The sequence below is a fragment of the Occultella glacieicola genome (assembly GCF_004353825.1).
GTDB classification, from domain to species: Bacteria; Actinomycetota; Actinomycetes; order Actinomycetales; family Beutenbergiaceae; genus Occultella; species Occultella glacieicola.
Genome location: NZ_SMNA01000005.1, coordinates 232,470 through 252,315, shown reverse-complemented (window position 1 = coordinate 252,315; position 19,846 = coordinate 232,470). Strand labels below are relative to the sequence as shown.

Here is a 19,846-nt window from a genome sequence, read left to right as displayed (position 1 = left end):
CGTGAGTCAGGACTGGTCGGACCCGAAACTGGAGTGTGACCTCGTGATGAAGGGCGGGATCACCTCCGGGGTGATCTACCCGCGGGCGGTCACCGAACTGGCCCGCACCTACCGGCTGCGGTCGGTCGGTGGCGCCTCCGCCGGGGCGATTGCCGCCGCCGCGGCCGCCGCCGCCGAACTCGGTCGCGCGAGCGGCGGGTTCGCCGAGCTGGAGCGGATGCCGGACGACATCACCGCACCGTCGCCCGCCGGTGGGTCCACCCTGTTCCGGCTGTTCCAGCCGACCCGGGCGGCGGCCCCGCTGTTCGGGGTCGCCACCGCCGGGATGGGCTCGAAGGGGTCGACGGCGGTGCGTGCGAAGGTGTTCGCAACGTTGCGTTGGTTCTGGTGGGCGTTGGTGCTCGGCGCCCTGCCGGGCGCGGTGCTCGCGGTGGTCGCCGGCATCTCCGGCGGCGGCGGTGGCCGGTGGGCCGGGGTGCTCGCCGGGGTGGTCCTGGCCCTGCTCGGTGCCGTGTTCGGTCTCGTCATCGCCGCCGGCGGGCTGCTCGGCCGGCTGCAGGGGTGGGGGATGTGCACCGGGATGGCCGGGTACGGGGGCCGCAATGCGCCCGCGCTGACCCCGTGGCTGCACGAGCGGATCCAGACGATGGCCGGGCGCCGCGGGTCCGGCGCTGCCAGCGCTGCCGGTGGCTCCGGCGCTGCCGGTGGCTCCGGCGCGGGACCGGTGACGTTCGGGCAGCTCGCCGCCGCCGGGATCACGCTGCGGATGATGACCACGAACGTGACCCGGTACCAGCCGATGTCGATGCCGTGGGAGGCCCGCGGGTACTACCTGGACCCGGCGCTGTGGCGGCGCTACTTCCCGGACGATGTGGTCGCCTGGATCGAGGCGCACCCGCCCACCGTCACCGGCGGCACGGTCCGGGACCGGTACACCGAGCTCACCCACGCCTGTGCGCGGCGCCGCGGGCTGGTTCCGTTCCCGGCGCCGGCGGACGTCCCGATCGTGGTCGCGACCCGGATGAGCCTGAGCTTCCCGGTGCTGATCTCGGCGGTACCGCTGGAGGCGATCGACTTCAGCCGGGCCGAGAACGCCCGGTACCGCAAAGAGGCCGAGGCGTGGCTGGGTGGGCACCCGGACGCGGATGTCGAGGAGGCGCTCGCCGCGCTTGTCGCGCTGCCGCAGTTCGAACCGAACTGGTTCTCCGACGGCGGACTGTGCGCGAACCTGCCCGTGCACTTCTTCGACAGCCCGCTGCCGAAGCGGCCCACGTTCGCGATCAACCTCGGCCAGCTCGCCGAGGGCCGGGCCCCCGACCCGGACCCGGCCAAGAACACGTTCCTGCCCACCCACAACGCCGTCGGCGCGCTGCGCCACTGGCACTCGCTCACGCCGAGGGGCCTGCCCGGACTGCTCGGGTTCGCGCACGCCCTGGTGACCACCTCCCAGGTGTGGGTCGACAACGCCCAACTGGTCCTGCCCGGCTACCGGGACCGGGTGGTCACCATCTACCACTCCGGTGCCGAGGGCGGGATGAACCTGGCCATGCCCAAGGAGATCGTCGACGCCCTCGCCGCCCGCGGCCGGGCCGGCGCGGTGAAACTCGTGGACCAGTTCGCTGGCGAGGATCCCGGTGTCACGCCCGGCTACGGGTTCGAGAACCATCGGTGGATCCGGATGCGAACTTCGACCACCGGCCTGCACGGTTGGCTGGGCGCATGGGGGACCGGCTACCGGACGCCGGTTCCGGGCGCCACGGACTACGCCGACCTGGCCGGCTCCGGCGCCGAGGCGCCGCTGCCCTCCTACCAGCCGGGTGCCGGGCAGCGGAATCGGATCAACCACCTGGTCGATGAGCTGCTCACTCTAGTCGACGACTGGACCGCCGACGACGCCGTGGCGAAGGGGGCGCCGCGGCCGACCCCGCGGCTGCGGCTGGTCCCCGAGGAAGGGGTGGCGACGTTCGAAGCGCCGACCGTCGTGGACTCCGGTGCCGCGCTCGCCTCCGACCCGGCGGCCGCCCTACTGCCCGACGGCGGTACCGGGCTCGGCCAGGGCGGGGGTCGCTTCCCGTACTGATGCCTCCCGGCCAGATCGCCCGCTGCTCCGGCCAACACGGAGGGCCAGCGCGACACGGAGCGCATCGTCGATCTTCTGCATTGAGTTCAGCGTCAGTGCGCCCCTTCCGATCCGGTTCGCGCGCTGCTACCGTGGCGAGCATCCGCTCAGTGGTGAGCGGATGCTCAGGTTTCGGAGTCGGCCATGCCCGTGGGACTGAATCCTGACGAGCACGAACTGCTCGCCCGGATCGCGCACCGGTCCTATGTGGACGCCCGCACCCAGGAGCAGATCGCCGAGGAGTTCGCGCTGTCCCGGCCCAAGGTCGGCCGGCTGCTCGAGCGGGCCCGGGCCACCGGCGTCGTCGACATCCACATCGACACCCCGCGCGGGCTCGACCTCGGCCTCGAGGACCGCCTCGCCGAGGTCTTCGGGCTCCGCCACGCGATCGTGGCGCCCGCCGCCGCGGAGCCGGCCGAGCAGCGCGCGCTGGTGGGCCGCAGCGCGGCCCGGTACCTGGAGCGGCGCCTGGCGGACGGGCAGCGGGTGGCTGTCGGGCACGGGCGAGACCTGGCCGCGCTGGCCGCCGCGTTCCGGGAGCCCACCGCCACCGGGTGCGTGTTCGTCAGCGCGATGGGCGGATCGCCGTCGGTCGACGCTCCGACCAACCCGAACGAGATCGCCCGGGTGCTCGCGGACGCCGCCGACGGCACCGCGCACAGTCTCTATGCGCCCGCCTACGTGGCCGACGGCCAGGTGCGGGACCAACTGCGCCGGCAGGACGCCGTCGGGGGCGTCTTCGATCTCGCCGCGACGGCGGCGCTGGCCCTCGTGGGGATCGGCGGGACCGACGACGAGTGCACCATGGTGCGGTCCGGCTGCCTGTCCGCCGCCGAGATCGCGCGGCTGCGGGCGCGCGGTGCGGTCGGGGACGTGCTCGGGACCTACCTCGACGCCGCGGGTGCTGCGATCACCGCGCCTCACTCGGAACGGGTGATGGGGTTGTCGCTGACTGAACTGCGGAACATCCCCGCCGTCGTGGCCGTCGCGTGCGGACCGGAGAAGCCGCTGGCGATCCTCGGGGTGTTGCGCGCCGGCATCGTCGACGCGCTCGTGGTGGACGAGCCCAACGCCCGGGCCGTCCTCAACCTGCAGTCGGGGGCGCGGGCGGACCGGGCGCAGGAGTCATGAGAGCCGGAGGTGGATGATGCCGATCGTGCGAACGCAGGACATCGTGGACCGGGCGTTCGAGGAGCGCTACGGGGTCGCCGCGATCAACGTGGTCAACGACCTGACCATGGCGGCCGTGCTCGCCGCGGCTCAGGAGCTGCAGGCGCCGCTGATCGTGCAGACGTCGGTGAAGACGGTCGAGGCGATGGGCGTGAACGTGCTCTACGTGCTCTGGGCCGAGCTGGCCGAGGCGGTGAGCGTGCCCGTGGCGCTGCACCTGGACCACTGCCCGGACCGGGACCTGATCACCGCGTGCCTGCGGGCGGGGTGGAACTCGGTGCTCTTCGACGGTTCGAAGTTGAGCGTCGAGGAGAACCAGCGCCAGTGCGTCGAGGTGGTCGCTCAGGCTCGCGACTACGGCGCCCTGGTCGAGGGTGAGATCGAGCCGTTCGCCCGGGTGGAGGACCTGACCGGGAACGCCCCGCCGCCCGAGCTCAGCCTGGAGACCGCGCTGGCGTTCATCGAGGCCACCGGCGTGGACGTGTTCGCCCCCGCCATCGGCAACGCCCACGGCATGTACCGCGCCACCCCCACGCTGGACAACCAGCGGGTGACCGACATCGTCGAGCGGGCCGGGATCCCGGTGGCCCTGCACGGCGGCACCGGGATGAGCGAGGACCAGTTCGCCGACCTGATCGCCCGCGGCTGCGCGAAGGTGAACATCTCCACGGCGCTGAAGATCCGGTTCATGTCCTCCGGCTACGACTACATGAGCGCCAACCCCGGCACCTACGACCCGCCCTCGTTGTTCCGGGCGCAGCACGCGGCGGTGCAGGAGATGGCCGCCGAGCACATCCGGATGTTCGGCAGCGCCGGGAAGGCCTGGGAGGTCTTGTGAGCGCCACGCTGATCTTCGACTGCGACGGTGTGCTCGCGGACACCGAACGGGACGGGCATCGGGTCGCGTTCAACGCCACGTTCGAACACGTCGGGGTCGACCTGCATTGGAGCGAGGCCGACTACGCCACCAAGCTGCAGATCGCCGGAGGCAAGGAACGGATGGCCAGCGTCCTCACCCCGGAGTTCGTGGCGGAGAACCATCTGCCCACCGACCCCGGCGCGCAGGCCGAGATGATCGCCGACTGGCACCGGTACAAGACCGCCCGGTACACGCAGATGGTGGCCGACGGCGCGTTGCCGCCGAGGCCCGGCATCACCCGGATCATCACCGCCGCCCAGGACGCCGGGTGGCAACTCGCCGTCGCCTCCACCTCCGCAGAACCCTCCGTGCGGGCCATCCTGACCCAGGCGGTCGGGCCACGCCGGGCGGAGGCCTTCGACGCCGTCCTCGCCGGGGACGTGGTGCCCGCGAAGAAACCGGCCCCGGACATCTACCAGCTCGCGCTCGAACGGCTCGGCGCGGACCGGAGCCGGACCCTGGTGATCGAGGACTCCCGCAACGGACTGCTCGCCGCCACGGCCGCCGGTCTGCGCTGCGTGCTCACCGTGAACGGCTACACCCGGGACGAGCCGAACGACGAAGCCGTGCTGGTGGTCACCTCGCTCGGTGACCCCGGTGGGGAGACCACCCTCGTCCTGGCGAACCGGGGCCAGGCCCGGCCGGACGCCTTCGTCACCCTCGCCGACCTGCGCAACTGCTTGGAGTGAACCGCACAACGACCGAAGGGTTCCAGGAGGTAGGCATGACTGAGACGAACGGCGACGTCGACCTCGTCCTGCGCACGATGGCGCGGACCATCGTGGACAACGCGGAGGAGTTCGCGCAGTTGGACGCCGTGGCCGGTGACGGCGATTTCGGGTTCTCCTTGCGCAACGGCTTCGAGGTGGTCCAGGCCGACTACGACTCCTTCGACCACTCGAGTGTGGGCGCGGTGCTGAAGAAGGTCGGCTTCGTGATCGCCGGCAAGGTCGGCGGGGTCAGCGGCCCGATCTGGGGCACGGCGTTCATGCGGGCCGCAGCCGCCGCGGGGGACCGCACCAGCCTCACCGGGCCCGAACTGATCGAGGTCCTGCGGGCCGCCGTCACCGGCATCTCCCAGCGGGGACAGGCGGAACTGGGGGACAAGACCCTGCTCGACGCGCTGGTGCCGGCGGTGGACTCGCTGGAGGCCAGCATCGCCGAGGGGTTCGACGACGGCGGTGTCGCCGCCGTGCAGAAGGCAGCCGACGTCGCGGTCACGGCCGCGGAGGCGACGCTGGGCATGCTCGCGAAACGTGGCCGTGCCGCCTACACGGGCGAACGCAGCCGCGCATCGGTGGACGCGGGGGCGACCGCCATCGGGGTGATCCTGCAGGACATCAGCGCCGCGTGGCGCGACTCACGGCAAGGAGCCGGACAGTGAAGAAGTTCGTCAACGACCCACGTCAGTTCGTCCCCGAGATGCTGACCGGCATCCAGCTCGCCAGCGGGGGAGGGCTCAGCTACGACTCCCGCTACAACCTCATCTACCGGGCCGACGCACCCTTCGAGAACAAGGTCAGCATCATCCAGGGATCCGGCTCGGGTCACGAGCCCGCGCACACCATGATCGTCGGGAAGGGAATGCTCGACGGCGCGTGCCCCGGTGACGTGTTCGCGGGACCTCCCGTGGAGTTCGTCTACGAGACGTCCAAGTTGCTCTACTCGCCCAAGGGCATCCTGCACCTGGTCAACAACTACACCGGCGACCGCACCGCCTGGGAGATGGCCAAGGAGATGTGCGAGGCCGACGGCATGAAGGTCGGTGCCCTGCTCGTCGACGATGACGTCGCGGTCAAGGACTCCACCTGGACCGTCGGGCGTCGCGGGGTGGCCGGCAACTTCTTCGTCATCAAGGCCACCGGGGCCGCGTCGGAGAACGGCGCCGAGCTGGAGGAACTGGTCCGGATCGGGGAGAAGGTGATCGCGTCCGTGCGCAGCATGGGCATCGCGCTCACCTCCTGCACGCCGCCCGAGCGCGGCACCCCCCTGTTCGAGATCGGTGACGACGAGATGGAGGTCGGCATCGGCATCCACGGCGAACCGGGCCGGGAACGGGTCAAGCTCGCGACGGCCGACGAGATCGTCGACATCCTGCTCGACGCGGTGGTGCCGGACCTGCCGTACTCCTCCGGCGACGAGGTCGCCCTGATGATCAACGGACTCGGGGGCACCCCGATCAGCGAGCAGTACCTGCTCTACGGGATCGCCCACCGCAAGCTCGCGGACCAGGGCATCTCGGTGTTCCGCAGCTACGTGGGCGAGTACTGCACCTCCCTGGACATGGCCGGCGCCTCGCTGACCCTGCTCAAGGTCGACGACGAATTGAAGGAGTTGCTGCTGGCGCCCGCGGAGGTGTCGAACCGGATCTTCTGAGCGTTCTCTCACACGGTGCGCGCCGGGCGGCGGATCCGCGCGACAGGATCCAAATCTCCGGGGCTCATCATTCGGCCACGGACGGCGACCTCGAGTAATAGCCTTCGTCACGTCTGGAGTTCATCGCGGGGTGCCATCGTTTCGGCCTGTCCGCGAAGCGGCACGACCGACGTTTTCCGGGGAGTTCTCGTGGTGTTGTCTACGCTCAAGCGCTCGTTTCCACCGTCGCGTTCGGCCGGCTCACCGGTGTCCGACCGCATCTGGCTCGGCCCGCAGAGAGCCGCCGGCTCGGGTGTGCGTTCCGTGGGACGTCGCACGGCCTCCGCCGTGGTGGGTAGCCGTGTGGGGCTCGCCATCGTCCGCTCGGCGATGCGCAACCCACACGTGCGCGCCGAACTCCTGCTCTCCCTCTCGGACAAGATGGCGCGCACCGCGGACTGGGACACGGCGCAGGCGGAGCCCGCGTTCCGGGTGCCGGCGGAGCGCTTCGAGGACCTGGTCTGGCTGTTCTCCTCGAACTGGTTGAACCACCGGTTCACCCGCCTCGACTTCGACGAGGCCGCCTACCTCTACCGGATCCTGGCCGCGATCGATCGACCGCGCATGGCCGAACTCGGCCGCTTCCGCGGTGGCTCGACCGTGTTCTACGCCGCGAGCGGTGCCCGGGTGACCTCCATCGACGGCAACCCCAAGCAGGACGTCTGGGGTCCGGAACTGGAGCGCGTGCTCGACCGGATGGGGCTGCGCGAGCAGGTGGACCTGGTGGTCGGGGACACCCGGCTGCACGAGCCGGGCCCCGACCCCTACGACCTGGTCTTCTTCGACGCCTCGGTCTCGGGCGACGGGATCCGCGCCGAGATCGAGAACTGGTGGCCGGCGATCGCCGTCGGTGGACACGCCGTCTTCCGGGACGGGCGGGCCCAACTTCCGCACCTGCTACCGGTGCAGGAGGAGGTGGACCGGTTCGTTGGGGCAACTCCGGAGGCGGACCGGCGCCGTGACCGGGAGGTACCCGGCTGCTTCGTCCATGTGATCAAGACGGCCTGATCCGCCCGCGACCGGTGCCACGCCGGTCTCGGACCGGACCTGACTTCGCAGGCCATTTCGCCGCGTGCCGGATTGGCCGCCGCTAGCCTGCTGTCACCTGCCGATGCGCGCAGTGACACCGATCGCTGTCCCTGAGGGGATCGCCCAACGACGTCCGGGAGTTCCAGTGGTTCGTGCCATCCCGGGAAGGGCTTCACGGACGCAGCAAGCGGTCTCCGAACTGCTCGTCCACAGTGCCCGAGGGGAACGCAACCTGACCGCGCCGGGGTCGGAAGCGCGGTCGGACCTGGTCCAGGCCGCCCGATACCACCGGGTCGCACCGCTCGTGCACCTCGCGCTCCGGGATCGGTCTCCGGAGGACGCGGCGCTCCTGCGCGTCGACCGGGACCACGCCATGGGCATCCACATCCGAGCCACCATCATGCTCGAGCAGTTCGGCGCCGTCCTCGACGACATCCCTTGGGTGACGTTCAAGGGCCCGTTCCTGTCCGAGACGGCTCATCCGGCGCAAGGGCTGCGCACGTACCACGACATCGATACGCTCGTCGATCCCACGGACCTGCGGGAGGTCGCGCACCGACTCCTGGACGCCGGCTGGAAGATCGCCGACTTCGATGACATGCTCCGCAACCCGCAGACCCCGGGGGAGATGCACTGGGTCGGCCCGTCAGGGCTGCTGATGGACCTGCACTGGTCCATGATCAACATGGCGGTCCGGCGTGCGCGGTTCGCGGTGCCGACCCCTGAGCTCCTCGGCCGTCGCACCCCGGTGATGCTGGGTCTGAACCGCGCCTGGGCGCTGTCGCCGGCGGATGCCCTGGTGCACGTCTGCCTGCACGCGGCGCTGACCGGTGCGAACAGACTCCTCCTGCTCGTGGATGCCGACCGGCTGGCCGCCCAGATCGAGGACTGGGACGAAGTGGCCACTCGCGCCCGGGCCTGGCGCGCAGAGCCGCACGTCGCCCTGGTCCTCGCCCGGGCGAAGCGGGTGCTCGGCACGCCGCTACCGCAGGACCTGGACCACCGGCTGGGGCTGTCCGCGCCCTTCGGCGTCCTGACGGCGACGGTCGACCGGTTCGCGCCGGTTCCGCGGGCGCGTCAGGAGCCGGGCCTGGCACGGTTGGTGGCTCGGGCCGCGCAGCCGGGCGCGGCACGGACCCTCGTCGCGGCTGGGCGCAACGCCGCGGTCGGCGTGCGGGAACGGACTCGCCGGACTCCTCCGATCGCACGGTCCGCTCGGGTGAAGGCGGGCGAGGACGCCCTCAATGTCTACCTCGATGCGGTGGAATCGGCCGTGACCGCCTGATCCAGGCCGACGGCGGTCAGCACCTGCGCCGCGATGGCCGGCGGGAACGGCGGTCCCCACGGAAGGCGCGCGACGTACACCGGAACCTTCTCGACGACGTCGCTGAGGTGCTGGAACTGGAGGTCGACGGCGGCGGGATCCTGCCAGCCGACGATCCGGGGAAACATCAGCAGGTGCAGCAGGGCGTCCCGCGGGGAGAGCCGAAGGAACTCCGGCTCGCGATCCTGCTCCGAGTGGTCCGGGGCGGGGATCACGATCGCGTGCAGAGGCAACAGATCCGTGTCGGCCGACCGGATCGCGAGCGCGTCCCGGTCGTCGCCGGTCAGGCGACGCCCGGGGGCGACGGCGAACCGTGCCGCGAGGTCGCCGGCCGCCTTGCGCAGACGCAGTTCCGTCGCCCCGAGATGACACCGCGGCGGCACCGTGTCCAGATCGAGGTGGAGCACGTCGTCGGTGATCAGCCGGGCGCCGTCAGCGGCCATCAACGTCGCCATCGTCGACTTGCCCATGCCGGAACGGCCCACGAACGCGAGGGCGGCCTCCCCGACCTGCACCGCGCTGGCGTGCAGCACCGGACGTCGACGCAGGGCCAGCAGGAAGGAGAGCATGGTTCCGGCGGCGAGAACCCCCACCCGTTCGGGGTCGGCGCCATGCACCAGATGGGCGGTCACGGTGGTGAGTCCGGGATCGATCACGAAGTCGCAGGTCCGGTAGAACCGGAGCAGGTAACCGGAGTCGGTCTCGGTCGCGGAGTAGTACTGCTTGTCGCCGTCCAGATGCAGGAGCATCCGACCAGGGGGTGCGGCCTCGGTGGTCCCCATGGGTGCCCCGACCCGGATCGTCACGTCGGTCGGACCGTCGGCAGGCCGCGTCTGGTGCAGAGCGATCTCGGAGTCGAGGTTCAGGCCGTACAGCTTGGTCGTGTTCATTTCACGTCCAAGGCATCGGGTGAGAGCAGCGGTGTGTAGGACGCTGCCGCGCCCAGCGGGTCGAGGATGCCGCCATTGATCTCGAGCCAGGCGTGCGCGCGGACCTGGCCGTCGATCTTGGCGACTCCGACGAGCAACTCGGGCCCGAGCCGACGCAGAAGAGCACCGCTGATAAGTGCCTGACGCAGACACGTGTCACCGAATGGCCAGTGGCGCATCACCCTGCGACTCGACCGCACCTGGCGTCGTGCCCGGTCATCCAGGACCGGCGCGCCGGACGGGTGATCCGGCTGCGCGGGCGTGGAGTCGTCGGTCCGAAGCGGGGTCCCGAACATGCGGGCAAGGCGCGGCAGGCCCGCGGTGCGCAGCCCAAGTTCGGCCACGACTGCGAGGGCGAGAGCCGCGACGATCCACGGCCATTCGCCGAACGGGGGCCGACGGACGCTCACTGTGTCACCGGGGCAGCGAGCCAGGCCTGGTGGAGAAGCATCGCGGTCGACATCGTCGGTTCATCCGACAGCCAGACGTCCCGCAGGATCTCCGGGTCCACGAGCTCACCGTCGACGCCCGAGCCGTCCCAATGCCGTGCGAACTCACGGGTGTATCTCCCGGCGTAGGCCCGATTGAAGCTGGCCTTGGTCCGACGGGAGAGCAACGCCGACGGCAGCACGTCCGAGAAGAGCGCCTTCATCGTCGCGGTGCGGCCGTTGTATCCCCAGGTGGCCCCGGCATGTGCCAGCGCCGCGATGAAATCGTCGTCGAGGAGCGGGTTCGATGCGCGGACCTGGTAAGTCCCGGCGATCAGGGCCTGATTGGCGGCCATCGTCGCCCAGCTGCGACGTCTGGTGATCCACCAGGTGGCGGCTTCGTAACTCAGCGGCTCGGTGGCTTCGTCGGCGGCCATCAGTCGCAAGTGTTGGTTCTTGGCATCGGGGCGGAGCCAGTGTTGGAGCCGCGCCGACTCCAGTTCCCGGCGTATCTGACGTCGGCGAACCGAGGAGGGCGAGAGCGCATGAGCCGCTCCGCGCAGGAGAGCGCGAGTCGGGCGGCGACGCCGGCGAAGCAAGGTGAGTGGCGTGACCCTACGAGCGCCGAGGACCTCGTCGCCACCCTCTCCGGTCAACATCGCCCCGCCGGTGAGGTGCTGATAGACGAGGCCGTGACTGTGAACCGCAGGTGGCCAGAGCAGTCCATGACGTCGCACGCTCGCCTGGGCCGCGGGGCCGAGCAGATCGGTCTCGTCGTCGGTGAACTCCAGTCGGAGCCACTCGCTGAGGCCGAGGTGGTCGATGACAAGGTGTTGCCACTCGGACTCGTCCGAGTCCGGGACATTCGGGTAGAGGCGCGTCACGGGAACCGGGTCGGGTAGGCCCTCCCGCCGAGCCAGGTGGGTCGCAGTCGCGAGGATCGCCGAGGAGTCGCGGCCCCCGGAGAACGTGACATAACACGCACCCTCGACCAGCGCAGGCATGATCGCCGCTTCCAACGCACCTCGGGGAGACAGTTGCTGCGGTGGCAATGGCGTCGGCCTGCTCAGGCCGTACTTCCAGCACGTCGCCACCTCGAAGGGGTCGGATCGGACGTACCCCTCCATCGGGGGTGCTTCCGCCATGTCGGATTCCAATCAGATCGATGCTGAGTGCCTGCGCCGGACGCGTTGAAGCAAGGAGCGGGCCCGCTGACCGGCATCGGCCAGCGGGCCCGCTCCCATCGAGGTCAGGAGGACGGGTCGGTCCCGTACCGGATGAAGTACAGGAACGTGTCGTCACTCCCGGCCCAGCCTTCGCCCAGGGTGAGGTCGCGGACGGAGCCGACCTCCTGGATCATCGGAGATTCGTACATGTGGTGTCACCCCCTCACGTGGTGTCGTTGGTTGGCCCCGGCCTGATGTGCCGGAAACTTGGAACGCCTCAGCGAGCAGCGACCTGAAGCAGCCCTCGCTGCTCGAGCGAGCCCACGAAGGCGGCGACATCGCCGGCCGCTCGGTCGGCACTGATACCGAACTCGGTGACCAAGGCACTGGTGAGGTCGTCGGCGGTTCGGTCCTCGGCGAGCAGCTTGACCAGCGTCGTGCCCGCCCGGTTCGTGGTGAGGTACTTGGACGTCTTCAGATCGAGGAGGACCATCTCGCCGTCGATCTCGCGCCAGGTGACCCCGTCTTTACGCAACTGCACGTCGTCTCTCCCCTCGACCGCGGACTGCCGCTGCTCGGTGCCGCTCGAACACTCCGGAATCTAGGACAGCCCGTGAGGGAGCGTTGGGTGACTGGGGGGTGACCTTGGTTCGGATTTCGGCTCACCAGAGGGTGAGGGGTGTGAGGGTGTCCCGCGGTGGGTTCACGGACCTGTCGCTGGGCATCAGATCGTGCCGGTGTGTGCCACCTGCGGTGCCGTCCCGATCCGAGTGGCGTCATGACAAACGTGGTGGCACACCGCTTCGCGCAGCTGCACCGGTTCTCAGCGACGGCTGCTCTCGTCTCGGAGCCAGGTGGTGTCCCCGCGTCGGGCGGCTCTGCGGCCGAGGAGTTTCGAGATGGCGGCCGTGACGACGAAGACCGCGGCGCCGGGCAGCAGCCGGGGCTCGGCGGCCACCATCCGTCCGATGGCGGCCGGACTTGCCCCGGCACTGCGCACAGCCGGTGCCTCGGGTGTGCCCGCCATCCGCGCGTTTCCGGTCATGGCGCGAACCCGCCGGCGCAGCAGGTCGCGGTAGGTCTTCGGCGGCATGATCGTGACGCGGGCGGCCGCTACCACGGTGCGCTCGTCCGGGGCGAAACTCATCGCCAGGTGCAGGTCGTCGGACATGGTCTCCGGCCAGTCCCGGATCCGGGCGTGGCCGACCTCGCTCACCGCGACCACCCCGCGTCCGTACAGTTCGGTCCGCACGCCGTCCAGACGCTGCCAGACGTCGTAGTACCAGCGCACCGGTGCCGACACCCTGGCCATCGGGAAGCTCCTGATCGGCCCGGCGGCCTGCACGCCATCGGTGAGAGCGCCACACAGCGCTCGTGCGGAGTCGGCTCCGAGAACCACGTCACCGTCGACGTAGATGCGCGGGAAGGAGGTGGCCCTGGCGTCCCCGAGCGCGAGCGCCTTGATCTTCGACGGGATCGGCGTCTCGATCACGGTGACCCCGCGCGCCCGGGCGACCTGCGCCGTCCGGTCCGAGCAGCCGTTCGCGACCACAATGACCTCCTCCGGAGCCCACCGCGGGTCGTCGAGCGCGTCCAACAGCCGAGGCAAGGACCGCTCCTCGTTGTGCGCCGGAACGATGATGGAGACCACGCCGCGAGTATCCACGCCCGATGGGGTCGCTGTCAGTGGGATGTGGCTCCCATCCTCCTCACCCCGGGGTGAGGAAGAAGAGCCGGGTGTTTTCACCCTTGCCTCACCTATCTCACCCGTGCTTCCGCTACCGGGTGCCGGGTGTCCTCAGTACGTTGCCAGGAGTAGCACAGCGTTCGGGGGGCTCGAGCGAGGTGGCGTTGCGGACCGTCAGGTCGCAACCACCCGCATCGGCGAGTTCCCCGCCACCTGCAACGACGACGGGAGAGCGGACAGATGTGGAATCGCCGGAACGGACGGACGCCGGCCACGGCCGAGGCGGCCGCCGGGCGTAGGCCACGTGCGCTCATCGTGATTCAGAACCTGCCGCTGCGCATCGACCGCCGGGTCCGTACCGAATGCGCCGCCTTGGTGCGCGCGGGCTATGACGTGAGCGTCATCTGCCCGAAGGAGACCGCCGGCGAGCCGGATCGTCACATCCTCGACGACATCCACGTGTACTCCTACGCGGCGCCGCCGGAGAGCTCCGGGCTGGTCAGCTACGTCCGCGAGTTCGCGCTGTGCTGGCTCCAGACCGCGAGGCTGTCCTTCAAGGTGAACCGGGACCGCGGCTTCGACGTGCTCCAAGCCTGCAATCCACCGGACACCTATTGGCTGCTAGGTGCCCTCTGGAAGCTCCGTAGTCGTCGCTACGTCTTCGATCAGCACGATCTCTGTCCCGAGGTCTACGAGGCCCGCTTCGGCAAGCGTGGACTCGTTCACCGGGCGCTGCTGTTCCTCGAGTCGATGACCTACCGGGTCGCAGACCGCGTGATCTCACCGAACCCCGCCTACCGCGACATCGCGCTCCAACGGGGCCGGGTACCCGCCCGCCGGACGGCGGTGGTGATGAGCACCCCCGACGCGGACCGGATGCGCCGCGGCCGGGCGCATCCCGAACTTCGCGGCGGACGGGAACACCTGGTCTGCTACGTGGGCATCATGGGCCCGCAGGACGGCGTCGACGGACTTCTCGCGACCATCGATCACTACGTCCACGACCTCGGCCGCGAGGACACCCGCTTCGCACTCCTGGGATTCGGCGACAGCCTCGAGGCCTTGAAGGCGGACGCGACCGCCCGCGGTCTCGACCCCTGGGTCACCTTCACCGGGAGGGTGGACCATGAGGAACTGGGTCGCTGGCTGTCCACCGCGGACCTCGGCGTCACACCCGACCCCGAGAACGAGTTCAACCATCGGTCCACGATGAACAAGACCCTCGAGTACATGGCCCACGAGATCCCGGTCGTCGCCACGAACCTGCGCGAGACCAGGCGCTGCGCACAGGACGCCGCCGTGTACGTCTCCGGTGACGACCCGGCACATGCCGCGACGGAGATCGCGGCGCTGCTCGACGACCCACAGCGTCGCGTGGTGATGGGTCGGCTCGGGCGGAGCCGCATCGAGAACGAGTTGTCCTGGTCGATCCAGGCCCGCGCCTACGTGGGTGTCTTCGACAGTCTCGTCGGTCGTGCGCGACCCGCGGAACGTGCCCACGGCGCCGACACCCCGAGTCATAACATCGCCGAACGGGTTGCTCCGTGACCGCCGGCACCTGCCCCGCCTGCGGTGCCGCTGCACCGGAACCCTTCCACGTGGGTGAACCCGTCCCGGTCAACAGCTGCCTGCTCCTCGGGGACCGAGACGCCGCCGTCGACTTCCCCAAGGGAGCCCTGGCCCTCGCCCTGTGTCCCGCCTGCGGGCTCATCTGGAACTGCCGCTACGACCCGGAGCTGATGACCTACTCGCAGGACTACGAGGAGACCCAGGGCTTCTCGCCGACCTTCCAAGCCTTCATCCACCACCTCGCCGCCGACTGGGTCGAGCGCTACTCCTTGGGTGGCGGCACCGTCGTCGAGATCGGCTGCGGCAAGGGCGAGTTCCTGGTCGAGCTGGCGCGAGCCGGCATCGGCAGCGGCATCGGCATCGACCCAGGCGTGCAGCCCGCGCGGATCCCGGCAGGCCTACCCCTGACCTGGATCCAAGGACTCTTTCCGCAGGACCTTCCGGACCTGCGGGCGGACGCCATCGTCTGTCGGCACACCCTCGAGCACATCGCCCCCGTCCGTGAGTTCCTCGCCGCCATCCGGTCCGCGATCACCGAACCCGAACGCACCGTCCTGCTGTTCGAGGTTCCGGACGTGCGGCGCGTCCTCGACGAGGTCGCGTTCTGGGACGTGTACTACGAGCACAGTTCCTACTTCTCCGCCGGTTCGGTCGGCAGGCTGTTCCGCGCTGCCGGATTCGACGTGCTCGCCATCGAACGTGCCTACTCCGACCAGACCCTGCTCGTCGAAGCCCGCCCCGCGGTCGGCGGCGTCGCGACCGCAGCGATCCCGATCGAGGAAGATCCGGCGGAACTCGCGGAGGCGGCCGCCCGGTTCGCCCGCGGACACCAGGCGATGGTCGATCACTGGCGCGACCGGATCCGGACTGTGCACGCCGGCGGTGGCCGGACCGTCATCTGGGGTGGCGGGTCCAAGGGCGTGGCCTTCCTCGCCGCACTCGGCGCGGACTCCCGCTTGGTGGACGGGGTCGTGGACATCAACCCGTTCAAGCAGAACCAGTACATGGCCGGCACCGGACACCGGGTGCTCGCACCGAAGGACTTGACCGACGCCGAGCCGGCCCTGGTGATCGTGATGAACGGTGCCTACCGCACCGAGATCGGTGCGGAACTGACCGACCTCGGCCTCACCCCGACCGTGGAGGCGCTGTGAGTACCCCGAGGCTGACGATCGGCCTGCCCGTCTACAACGGAGAGGTGTACCTCGCGGAGACGCTGGAGAGCCTGCTGGCTCAGGACTTCAGCGATTTCGAGCTGGTGATCTCGGACAACGCCTCGACGGATCGCACGGTCGACATCGTCGAGTCGGTCGCTGAGCGGGACTCGCGGGTGCGCCTTGTCCGGAACGACCGGAACATGGGGGCGGCGTTCAACTACAACCGCCTCGTGAGGGACTCCCGAGCCGAACTGTTCAAGTGGGCCGGTTACGACGATCTCCTCGACCCCTCGTACGTGAGTTCCTGCGTTGCCGCCCTCGACGCCAATCGAGACGCGGTGCTCGCATTCACGCAGGCGACCATCATCGATGGCACCGGCCAAGACGTACGCGCCTATGACGAGAAGCTCGATGTCACGGCCCCAACGCCCTGGCGCCGAGTCGCGGCGTTCGCCTGGCGATTCAACCTGTGCAACGCCGCGTTCGGGGTGATGCGTCGCGAGCCGATGGCCAGGACCGACTTGATTCGTTCCTACATCTCTTCCGACGTTACTTTCCTGGCCCAGATGGCTGCCCTCGGTGGATTTGATCTGGTCGATCGTCGACTGTTCCGGCGCCGGATTCACGAGAGTTCATCACGGCAGGGCCGAACCACAGCTTCGGAGATCGCCAGCTGGTTCGATCCCGCAGCAACGAGAGCGCCGACGTTTGTGCGCCTGAGACTCCTCGGTCGAACGACGGGAGCTCTCGCACGCACCACGGGGTCGACGCCAGACGACCTGGCCTCCGGGGCTGCGTTCGCCGTTGCCTACTCCACCCGTAGGGCTCGCATCAGTGCGGGCCGCCTCAGGGCACGCGTCAGAGGCCGGCTACTCGCACCTCCCGAACTCATCCACCAAGTCGACGGAAGCTCCTCATGAACGCGAAGAACGCAACTGCGATCCACCCAATCCGGATGGCGTTGGCGATCGCCGGTGCCGCAGCAGTGGCGCTCGCCGGTATGGCACCACCGGCCACGGCCGCTTCCGTGCTGGTCTCTGATGATTTCTCGGGTTCTGTGCTCGGGTCTGGGTGGTCTGTGACGGATCATGTGGGTGATGGTTCGGTTGAGTTGGTCGGTGAGGGGACCGGGGATGCGCAGCTGTCGCTGACGGTGGGTGCGGGGGAGTCTCACGATGCGTGGGGTGTGAACCGGTCGCTGCGGGTGATGCAGGCGGTCTCGAACACGGACTTCGCGGTGGACGCTGGTTTCGATTCGGTGCCGGTGACGACGAACCACGATCAGGGTTTGATCGTGGAGCAGGATGCGTCGAACTGGTTGCGGTTCGATGTGTTCGCCAGCGGTGGGGTGGTCCGGGCGTTTGCTGCCGCGACGACCAGTGGTTCGTCGAAGACCAAGTTCAACAAGGTGTTAGCGGTGCAGCCGACGGATTCGGTGGTGGTCGGGGTCGGCCGGGTCGGCAACTCGTGGACGATGACGGTGGCCGTTGATGGTGGCTCGCCGCAGGTGATCGGCACGTTCTCGCAGGCGTTGACGGTTGGTTCGGTGGGGCCGTTCGCGGCTAATGCGGGCTCGAACCCCGCTGCCTACACGGCTCTGGTGGACTACGTGTTCGACCGGGCGAACCCGATCGTGCCCGAGGACGGCGGTGCTGACCCGGGTCCCGATCCCGATCCCGATCCGGAACCGGAGCCGGATGTGACGGCGCCGGCGGTCAGTGGTGTGAGTGCGACACCGACGGCGTCCTCTGCGGTCGTCTCGTGGACGACGAACGAGGCGGCCACGGGTGCGGTCGCGTTCGGGACGACCACGTCCTACGGCAGTACCGCGAGTTCGTCCGGGTCGGGGACGTCCCACGCCGCGACGCTGACCGGGTTGGCGCCCGCGACGACGTATCACTACCGGATCACCGCCACCGACACCAGCGGCAACGCCGGCAGCTCAGCCGATCTCACCTTCACCACGACCGCGAGCAGCACCCCGAACGCTGTGTTCTCGTCTGATGATTTCTCGGGTTCTGTGCTCGGGTCTGGGTGGTCTGTGACGGATCATGTGGGTGATGGTTCGGTTGAGTTGGTCGGTGAGGGGACCGGGGATGCGCAGCTGTCGCTGACGGTGGGTGCGGGGGAGTCTCACGATGCGTGGGGTGTGAACCGGTCGCTGCGGGTGATGCAGGCGGTCTCGAACACGGACTTCGCGGTGGACGCTGGTTTCGATTCGGTGCCGGTGACGACGAACCACGATCAGGGTTTGATCGTGGAGCAGGATGCGTCGAACTGGTTGCGGTTCGATGTGTTCGCCAGCGGTGGGGTGGTCCGGGCGTTTGCTGCCGCGACGACCAGTGGTTCGTCGAAGACCAAGTTCAACAAGGTGTTAGCGGTGCAGCCGACGGATTCGGTGGTGGTCGGGGTCGGCCGGGTCGGCAACTCGTGGACGATGACGGTGGCCGTTGATGGTGGCTCGCCGCAGGTGATCGGCACGTTCTCGCAGGCGTTGACGGTTGGTTCGGTGGGGCCGTTCGCGGCTAATGCGGGCTCGAACCCCGCTGCCTACACGGCTCTGGTGGACTACGTGTTCGACCGGGCGAACCCGATCGTGCCCGAGGACGGCGGTGCTGACCCGGGTCCCGATCCCGATCCCGATCCGGAACCGGAGCCGGATGTGACGGCGCCGGCGGTCAGTGGTGTGAGTGCGACACCGACGGCGTCCTCTGCGGTCGTCTCGTGGACGACGAACGAGGCGGCCACGGGTGCGGTCGCGTTCGGGACGACCACGTCCTACGGCAGTACCGCGAGTTCGTCCGGGTCGGGGACGTCCCACGCCGCGACGCTGACCGGGTTGGCGCCCGCGACGACGTATCACTACCGGATCACCGCCACCGACACCAGCGGCAACGCCACTGTCACCCAGGACCGGACATTCACGACGCTGGAGCAGACGGCTGGCCCCGCGATCGACATCTGGTACGGCTCGGACCAGAGCTTCGGAGCCCCAGCCCGGACTCAACCGCGGATCAACATCGTCGGTTCCGTGTCGAACCCGGACGGAGTGAGTTCGCTGACCTATCGCGTCAACGGCGGAACGGCGAGGGCTCTCTCCCTCGGCCCTGACAACCGTCGCCTCGCTATGCCGGGTGATTTCAACGCCGATATTCCCTACGCCGATCTCAACACGGGGTCGAACGTGGTCACGATCACGGCGCTCGGTACCAATGGTTCCTCGGTGACCGAGACGGTGAATGTGACGATCCAGAACGGCTCGTTGAGCCTGCCCTACACGACCGCCTGGTCAGGCAGTGCCGCACTCCAGACCCAGGCGCAATCGGTCGATGGGCTGTGGCGGGTCGACAACGGTTCGGTGAGCACCGTGCAGGTCGGCTACGACCGGATACTCGCGGTCGGTGACTCCGCCTGGACCGACTACGAGGTGACGGTGCCGATGACGTTGCACAGCTTCGGGCCAGGCGCAGGGCAGTACCTCTCGGGTGACCCCATGATCGGCATCGGGCTCAGATGGCAGGGCCACACGCAGGTCCAGGGAGAGCCGCTCGCCTACGGCTGGTATCCAGCGGGTGCCTACTCCTGGTACCGCTTCTACGAGAACGGCCCGCGATGGGAACTCTTCGGCAACCACAACAGCCCGGTAGTCCGGGGTGCGCGCAACGCGATTGACTTCAGCCCGGGTGACACCTACATGATGCGCGTACGCGTGGAAGGCCTGCCTTCGGGCGGTGCCACCTACTCGATGCGGATGTGGGAACAGGGCACCTCCGAGCCGACCACTTGGTCAGGGACCATCACTGATGTCGACACGGTGTCGAACGGATCTGTCGTTCTCATCGCACACCATGTAGACGCAACGTTCGGAAACGTCACGGTGACGCCGTTGCCGTAATTGACATATGAACACTTCGCGAGAGTGTGAGGCGAAGTG

Annotated in this window: 18 protein-coding genes; 12 read left to right on the top strand and 6 right to left on the bottom strand. The window is 69.2% G+C overall.

All coding sequences use genetic code 11. The features are described 5' to 3' along the window. The first annotated feature begins 1 nt into the window (after nt 1). The 8 genes from EXU48_RS11500 to EXU48_RS11465 all read left to right on the top strand — a co-directional run bounded on the left by EXU48_RS11500 (nt 2) and on the right by EXU48_RS11465 (nt 8,937). Complete coding sequence (locus tag EXU48_RS11500; protein WP_133107798.1) at nt 2–2,080, top strand: patatin-like phospholipase domain-containing protein; 2,079 nt, start codon at nt 2–4, stop codon at nt 2,078–2,080. A 183-nt stretch (nt 2,081–2,263) separates the two neighbouring features. Beyond that, nucleotides 2,264–3,250, top strand: a complete 987-nt coding sequence (locus tag EXU48_RS11495) for a sugar-binding transcriptional regulator (protein WP_133107797.1) — start codon at nt 2,264–2,266, stop codon at nt 3,248–3,250. 16 nt (nt 3,251–3,266) lie between these two features. Next, nucleotides 3,267–4,127 carry a class II fructose-bisphosphate aldolase gene (locus tag EXU48_RS11490; protein WP_133107796.1) on the top strand — a complete coding sequence of 287 codons (861 nt, stop codon included), beginning with the start codon at nt 3,267–3,269 and terminating at the stop codon, nt 4,125–4,127. Beyond that, nucleotides 4,124–4,897, top strand: coding sequence for an HAD-IA family hydrolase (locus EXU48_RS11485; RefSeq protein WP_235856975.1), 774 nt, complete (start codon nt 4,124–4,126; stop codon nt 4,895–4,897). The genes EXU48_RS11490 and EXU48_RS11485 overlap by 4 nt, the downstream gene beginning before the upstream one ends. A 35-nt stretch (nt 4,898–4,932) precedes the next feature. Next, the gene (gene dhaL, locus EXU48_RS11480; RefSeq protein WP_133107795.1) at nt 4,933–5,592 is read left to right on the top strand and encodes a dihydroxyacetone kinase subunit DhaL; all 660 of its coding nucleotides are present in this window, start codon (nt 4,933–4,935) and stop codon (nt 5,590–5,592) included. Continuing rightward, entirely contained in the window at nt 5,589–6,584 is a 996-nt protein-coding gene (locus EXU48_RS11475; protein ID WP_133107794.1) for a dihydroxyacetone kinase subunit DhaK, read from the top strand. Before dhaL ends, EXU48_RS11475 begins: the two co-directional genes overlap by 4 nt. 303 nt (nt 6,585–6,887) lie before the next feature. Continuing rightward, entirely contained in the window at nt 6,888–7,631 is a 744-nt protein-coding gene (locus EXU48_RS11470; RefSeq protein ID WP_133107793.1) for a class I SAM-dependent methyltransferase, read from the top strand. Nucleotides 7,632–7,734: 103 nt separating this feature from the next. Continuing rightward, nucleotides 7,735–8,937 (top strand): nucleotidyltransferase domain-containing protein, encoded by a 1,203-nt coding sequence (locus tag EXU48_RS11465; protein WP_133107792.1) that lies wholly within the window; start codon nt 7,735–7,737, stop codon nt 8,935–8,937. On the opposite strand, the gene EXU48_RS11460 is transcribed toward EXU48_RS11465, so the two are convergent. The 6 genes from EXU48_RS11460 to EXU48_RS11435 all read right to left on the bottom strand — a co-directional run bounded on the left by EXU48_RS11460 (nt 8,901) and on the right by EXU48_RS11435 (nt 13,150). Continuing rightward, complete coding sequence (locus EXU48_RS11460; protein WP_133107791.1) at nt 8,901–9,866, bottom strand: phosphoenolpyruvate carboxykinase (ATP); 966 nt, start codon at nt 9,864–9,866, stop codon at nt 8,901–8,903. The two genes, EXU48_RS11465 and EXU48_RS11460, sit on opposite strands and share 37 nt — an antisense overlap. Then, complete coding sequence (locus tag EXU48_RS11455; RefSeq protein ID WP_165962776.1) at nt 9,863–10,315, bottom strand: lasso peptide biosynthesis B2 protein; 453 nt, start codon at nt 10,313–10,315, stop codon at nt 9,863–9,865. The genes EXU48_RS11460 and EXU48_RS11455 overlap by 4 nt, the downstream gene beginning before the upstream one ends. Beyond that, nucleotides 10,312–11,337, bottom strand: coding sequence for an asparagine synthase-related protein (locus EXU48_RS11450; protein WP_165962775.1), 1,026 nt, complete (start codon nt 11,335–11,337; stop codon nt 10,312–10,314). The genes EXU48_RS11455 and EXU48_RS11450 overlap by 4 nt, the downstream gene beginning before the upstream one ends. Nucleotides 11,338–11,582: 245 nt before the next feature. Next, nucleotides 11,583–11,708, bottom strand: a complete 126-nt coding sequence (locus EXU48_RS11445; RefSeq protein ID WP_133107788.1) for a lasso RiPP family leader peptide-containing protein — start codon at nt 11,706–11,708, stop codon at nt 11,583–11,585. Between the two features lie 68 nt (nt 11,709–11,776). Beyond that, entirely contained in the window at nt 11,777–12,040 is a 264-nt protein-coding gene (locus EXU48_RS11440) for a PqqD family protein (protein WP_133107787.1), read from the bottom strand. Between the two features lie 282 nt (nt 12,041–12,322). After that, nucleotides 12,323–13,150 carry a glycosyltransferase gene (locus tag EXU48_RS11435; protein WP_133107786.1) on the bottom strand — a complete coding sequence of 276 codons (828 nt, stop codon included), beginning with the start codon at nt 13,148–13,150 and terminating at the stop codon, nt 12,323–12,325. Nucleotides 13,151–13,501: 351 nt separating this feature from the next. Here EXU48_RS11435 and EXU48_RS11430 point away from each other — a divergent pair, with 351 nt between their 5' ends. Genes EXU48_RS11430 through EXU48_RS11415 form a run of 4 tightly spaced genes read left to right on the top strand, consistent with a single transcriptional unit; the run spans nt 13,502 to nt 19,807 of the window. Next, nucleotides 13,502–14,734, top strand: a complete 1,233-nt coding sequence (locus EXU48_RS11430) for a glycosyltransferase family 4 protein (RefSeq protein WP_235856974.1) — start codon at nt 13,502–13,504, stop codon at nt 14,732–14,734. A 50-nt stretch (nt 14,735–14,784) separates the two neighbouring features. Beyond that, complete coding sequence (locus EXU48_RS11425) at nt 14,785–15,909, top strand: class I SAM-dependent methyltransferase (protein WP_207947702.1); 1,125 nt, start codon at nt 14,785–14,787, stop codon at nt 15,907–15,909. Further along, nucleotides 15,906–16,832, top strand: a complete 927-nt coding sequence (locus tag EXU48_RS11420; RefSeq protein WP_133107784.1) for a glycosyltransferase family 2 protein — start codon at nt 15,906–15,908, stop codon at nt 16,830–16,832. Before EXU48_RS11425 ends, EXU48_RS11420 begins: the two co-directional genes overlap by 4 nt. Further along, nucleotides 16,829–19,807 (top strand): fibronectin type III domain-containing protein, encoded by a 2,979-nt coding sequence (locus EXU48_RS11415; RefSeq protein WP_133107783.1) that lies wholly within the window; start codon nt 16,829–16,831, stop codon nt 19,805–19,807. Before EXU48_RS11420 ends, EXU48_RS11415 begins: the two co-directional genes overlap by 4 nt. Nucleotides 19,808–19,846: the final 39 nt, after the last annotated feature.